4 protein-coding genes are annotated in these 5,471 nt (G+C 61.5%); 3 read left to right on the forward strand and 1 reads right to left on the reverse strand.

The annotated features are described in order from the left end of the window. A partial coding sequence (locus tag PF446_RS08005) for a CPBP family glutamic-type intramembrane protease (protein ID WP_298070881.1) occupies positions 1-448 on the forward strand: 448 nt, incomplete at its 5' end. Between the two features lie 12 nt (positions 449-460). Here PF446_RS08005 and PF446_RS08010 read toward each other — a convergent pair. After that, the gene (locus PF446_RS08010) at positions 461-1,411 is read right to left on the reverse strand and encodes an RluA family pseudouridine synthase (protein WP_298070883.1); all 951 of its coding nucleotides are present in this window, start codon (positions 1,409-1,411) and stop codon (positions 461-463) included. Between the two features lie 337 nt (positions 1,412-1,748). Between PF446_RS08010 and PF446_RS08015 the strand changes: the two genes are divergently transcribed. Together PF446_RS08015 and PF446_RS08020 are read left to right on the forward strand one after the other, a co-directional pair. After that, a complete protein-coding gene (locus PF446_RS08015; RefSeq protein ID WP_298070885.1) occupies positions 1,749-4,880 on the forward strand; it encodes an Rne/Rng family ribonuclease in 3,132 nt (1,043 codons plus the stop codon). Positions 4,881-4,968: 88 nt separating this feature from the next. Then, a partial coding sequence (locus tag PF446_RS08020; RefSeq protein WP_298070887.1) for an oxygenase MpaB family protein occupies positions 4,969-5,471 on the forward strand: 503 nt, incomplete at its 3' end.

Raw genomic sequence — 5,471 nt, forward strand, 5'->3', positions numbered from 1 at the left:
GCCCGCATGGACCTGGTTCGGTCAGCCCCGCGACTATCCGGCACCGTTCGCGCTTGCGCTTGTGCTGGCACCACTTGTCCTGCTGTTTGGCCATGCACCCCACGCACCCGAGCCCGGGCGCGTCCTGTTGTACATGGGATGGGCCTTGCTGCAGCAATGGTTGATGCTCACCGTGGTGCTGCGCCGCCTCGAGCATGTGTTCATGCGCGAAGCTACCGCCGTAATCACATGCGCCCTATTGTTTGCGCTGATGCACACACCCAATGCGCGCCTTATGCTGCTCTGCCTGCTGGCCGAGGCATGGTGGGCGCATGTCTTCCTGCGCCGTCGGGCGCTAGTCCCGATAGCACTGGCGCATGCCGTGATGGCACTGGCCATTGAGGCCAGTCTTGCGGGTGGATGGCTGCGTTCGCTCGAGGTCGGAGCACGCTACTTCATGCCGCGCTGACGCCCTGCCTTGTCAAGGAGTGCCCAGCACATCGAGGACGCGACGCAGGTCATCCGGTAGCGGGGATGAGAAACTGTAGGCATTCTCGCCCAGCTCGAACTCAAACCGCGCTGCATGCAGGAACAAACGTTTGAGTCCGTGTTTTCGAAGCTGCTGGTTCCGATCCTTGTCGCCGTATTTGGGATCGCCGGCCACCGGATGGCCCACGTGCGCGGCATGCACGCGGATCTGATGGGTGCGACCGGTGGCGATGGTGACCTTCATCAGGCTGGCATCCGGGTAGCGCTCGACCTCGTGGAAGAAGGTCAGTGCAGGCTTGCCCTGGTCGCCGACACGCACCATGCGTTCGCCGCCCTGAAGCACGGACTTGCGCAGGGGCGCGTTGACGTCGAATTTCGCGCGTGCGGGTCGTCCGGTCAGCAGGGCCAGATACTGCTTGGTGGTGCGCCCTTCGCGAATCAGCGCCTGCAGTCCGGTCAGCCCCTTGCGGCTGCGGGCCAGCACCAGGACACCACTGGTGTCGCGATCAAGACGGTGCACCAGTTCGATCGACTCCCCGGGACGAGCCGCGCGCAGGAGCTCGATGACACCGAAATCGATACCGCTGCCACCGTGGCTTGCCACTCCACTGGGCTTGTCCACCACCAGGAAGTGTTTATCCTCGAACACGATCGCGTCGTTGATCTGTCGAACCCGGGGCTCGGGAGGCACGCCATGCTCGCGGTTTGCCGTCCGGACCGGAGGTACGCGTAGAGTATCGCCGTCCGTGAGACGGGTGTCTGGCTTTACCCTTTTGCCATTCACACGAACCTGGCCCTTGCGCACAAGGCGATAGATCAGGCTCCGCGGCACACCCTTCAAAAGGGCCGACAAGGCATTGTCCACGCGCTGTCCGTCCCGTTCCGGGCCGATCTTCAGTTGTTGCACGCCGCCCGGGGTCGCGTGCGGGGTCGCCGTATCCATTGATAAGTTCCGGAATCGAAAGCTATACTGCCGATGCGTTGGGCCAGGTCCGGAAAACAATCCGGGCGTGGCGTTCGTCCGTAACGGCGGCGAAATTGCCCCGATCACCAAGCACCGCGATCGAAGGCATCTTCCTACCATCGTAACGGTTCGGGTCGTGGTTTGTCCGCTGTGTTACGGCGCTGGCATATCCTGACGCAAGGCCCCATGTATCACTTCGGAGCACTGGATACGCTTCGGACCCATCACGCACCTCGCGAAGGCGCGATCCCCGGCAGGCCGCCCCATGGCGCCGCCGCGGTGCGCGGCCCCGCGAGATGCCAAGGAACCACTACAAATGAAACGCATGTTGATCAACGCAACTCAGCGTGAAGAGTTGCGCGTGGCCATTGTCGATGGCCAGGAACTGTACGACCTCGACATCGAGATCCCTTCCCGGGAACAGAAAAAAGCCAACATCTACAAGGGCCGCATCACCCGGGTTGAGCCATCTCTCGAAGCCTGTTTCATCGATTACGGCGCTGATCGCCACGGCTTTCTGCCACTGAAGGAAGTGGCGCGGGAGTACTTCACCGACGGCGCTGACCCGCACAAGAGCGGCATCCGCAACCTGCTGAAGGAAGGCCAGGAACTGGTCGTCCAGGTGGAGAAGGAAGAGCGTGGCAACAAGGGGGCCGCCCTGACCACGTTCATCAGCCTGGCCGGCCGTTACATGGTGCTGATGCCCAACAACCCTCGTGCTGGTGGCGTATCGCGTCGCATTGAAGGCGATGATCGGGCTGCATTGAAGGAGGCCCTTGAGCATCTGGACGTGCCCGAGGAGATGGGGCTGATCGTGCGCACCGCCGGTATGGGCCGAAGCGCGGAAGAGCTGCAATGGGATCTGGACTACCTGCTTCAACTCTGGAAGGCAGTCACCTCCGCTGGCACATCGAAGAAGGCACCCTTCCTGATTTATCAGGAATCGCGCCTGTTCATCCGTGCCCTGCGTGACTATCTGCGCGGCGACATCGGGGAGATCCTGATCGACGAGCAGGAGATGTACGAGGAGGCGCGCGAGTTCATGCAGCAGGTCATGCCCAACTCGTTGCGCAAGCTCAAGCTGTACCAGGACACGACCCCGCTGTTTTCTCGTTTCCAGATCGAGACCCAGATCGAAAGCGCGTTCGACCGCATGGTGCGCCTGCCCGCGGGAGGATCCATCGTCATCGATCCGACCGAGGCACTGACCTCCATCGACATCAACTCCTCCCGCGCCACCAAGGGCAGCGACATCGAGGACACCGCGTTCCACACCAATTGCGAGGCCGCGGTCGAAATTGCCCGCCAGTTGCGCATTCGCGATGCCGGTGGACTGATCGTGATCGATTTCATCGACATGGACAGCCCGCGCCATCAACGCGAAGTCGAAGACACTCTCAAGGATGCTCTCAAGCTCGACCGTGCCCGCGTCCAAGTCGGCCGCATCTCGCGTTTCGGCCTGCTGGAAATGTCCAGACAGCGTCTGCGCCCAAGTCTTGGTGAAGCCACGAAGATCGTTTGTCCGCGTTGCGACGGTCACGGTCATATCCGCAGCATCGAGTCGCTGTCGCTGTCTGCTCTGCGACTGGTCGAAGAGCATACGATGAAGGAAAATACCGGTCAGGTGCTGATACAGGCACCCACTCCGGTTGCCAACTTTCTGCTCAACGAAAAGCGTGCAAGCGTCGTCGAGATCGAGATGCGACACAAGGTGCACGTGGTCGTGATCGCCGATGACAAGCTGGAAACGCCACATCTGGAAATCACCCGTATCCGCGAAGCGGACATGGGCGATCACAGCAAGCCCAGCTACATGCGTTTGACCCAGATCGAGGACGACCCGATGCGCAAGATGGGCCAGGCCCTGGGCAGTACCGAGGAGCCGCTGGTCAGCAAGATCGTGCACGCTACGCCCGCGCCCACATTTGTGGAAGCGGAGCCGGAAACCCTGCAGTCGCAACCGCAGCAGCCGCATGCTGGCTTGGCCACCACTGCACGCCCGGGTTTGTTCCGGCGCCTGATCAGCATGTTCGTCGGAACACCGGAACACGACGCCAGCGAGTCCACAACCGGCAAGGCAACCCGTGAACGTGCCGATCGGAAGAAAGGAACGGACACATCTGCTGCAAGCAGTCGTAGTCGCAGTCGGGACAACGAACGACGCAATGAAGGGTCCTCGCGCAGTTCCGGCCGGTCCGCTCGCGGTGAGGGCAGCAACAAGTCCGGCAACGGGGGACGATCCAGTCGCTCCGGCAAGTCCACTGCCAGCGGTGGTGGACGCGGTGGCCGAAACACAGAATCGACGGCGACCCCCAAAGATTCCACACGTGAGGGCGACGCGCCAAAACGTAGCCGACGCAACACTGCGGAAAACACGTCCGGCAAGGACACCAAGTCCGCAACTGAATCAGTGAACAAGAGCGCCATCGATTCAGATGTCGCAATTTCCACCGAGATTTCAGACACCCGAGCAAGCGAAACGCCCCAATCCAGCGACAGCGACAACAATACCGAGACCAAAACCGGAAACCGCCGCCGTCGCGGGCGCCGGGGTGGTCGTCGACGCCGCCGCGGTGGTAGTTCCAGCGGGGAAGGTTCGACTCAACAGGACGCAAACACGAACGAAACATCCATCCATTCGGACAGTCCGAAAGCTGGCGAAAGTTCGAAGCCTGCCGAGAGCCCGAAACCTGCCGAGAGCCCGAAGTCTTCTGAAAGCCCGAAACCTGCCGAAAGCCCGAAGTCTGCCGAGAGCCCGAAGCCTGCCGAGAGCTCGAAGCCTGTTGAAAGCTCGAAGCCTGACGAGAGCTCGAAGACAGCCGAGAGCTCCATGCCTTCCGAACAATCAAGCCATGCAACTTCGCGACGCACGGCAAAAAATAATCCGGAGATCGGCACAACTGCAACGCAAGGTGGTGAACCGACTTCTTCAGCACAGGTCGCAAGGAATCAGGGTTCCGTGGCAGCGGACTCCGCTGATCGCCAGCCCCCAAAGGTGAATCCGGAAGCAGCCTCGTCCGCAAGCCCCGAAATGAAAACCCTTCCTGCGGCGGCCGAGGATCGCAACAAGACTACGGTTTCTCATCCGGCATCTTCCCGCGCGCCGGGTGATGCATCCTCTCCGCATGCAGAAACTCCGGCCCGCGAGTCGCATCAAGATACGGGTGTCTCTGCAACACCAGCCGTCGTACCTGCCTCCCCACCTGCACATTCCAGTGCCGGTGACACAACGGCACAGGTGCAACCGGCGCAACCGGCGCAACCGAAACCGGCGACAACATCCAGGCCTGCATCGGCATTACCGTCGCAAAATGATCCCGGAACCTCGGGCAGGAAAGAATCGGCGCCCTCCGATCCGGATTCAAATGCCCCTGCAGCGGCGCCTGAAGCATCACCGGGCCCTGCCCCGGCATCAGAGCCAAAACCCGGACTCGACAGCAAGGATTGATGCCGAACACTCCGCCCCTGCGTACCGGCACGATCCGGCACAGGACTTCATGCGGCGCGCGGGGATATAAAACATCCCCGGGCGCCGCATGAACGTATCCTTGAGCATGATGATCAACTCGAAATCCGACCCTGCCCTGTTGCGGATGGTTCGCAACTGGGTCCTGACGGCTTTTCCCCGCGATTCCAAGACAGGCATTGATTACAGCCGTCCCTTGGGCGATCCCGGTCTGTTCGGCCCGGACACGGTCACATGGCGAATCCACGCAGACTTTCCCGGCATGCTGGCCGGGGGGCTGTGTGCATTGATGCTTCAGACATTGCACCCGCGGGCACTGGCCGCCGTATGGGACCATTCAAGTTTTCGTACTGATCTGGTCGGGCGGTTGCGCCGCACTACGGCCTTTGTCGGTGGCACCACCTATGCGCCCCGCGATGAAGCATACAAACTGATCGAGAGGGTACAAAAGGTGCATCGCCACATACGTGGCTACACTGCCGACGGCCAACCGTATGCCGCAGATGATCCAGCGCTTCTCACCTGGGTCCACGTGACCGAAGCCTTTGCCTTCCTCCAGGGCTTCCGGCGCTA

The sequence above is a fragment of the Oleiagrimonas sp. genome (assembly GCF_027858935.1).
Classification (GTDB): Bacteria; Pseudomonadota; Gammaproteobacteria; order Xanthomonadales; family Rhodanobacteraceae; genus Oleiagrimonas.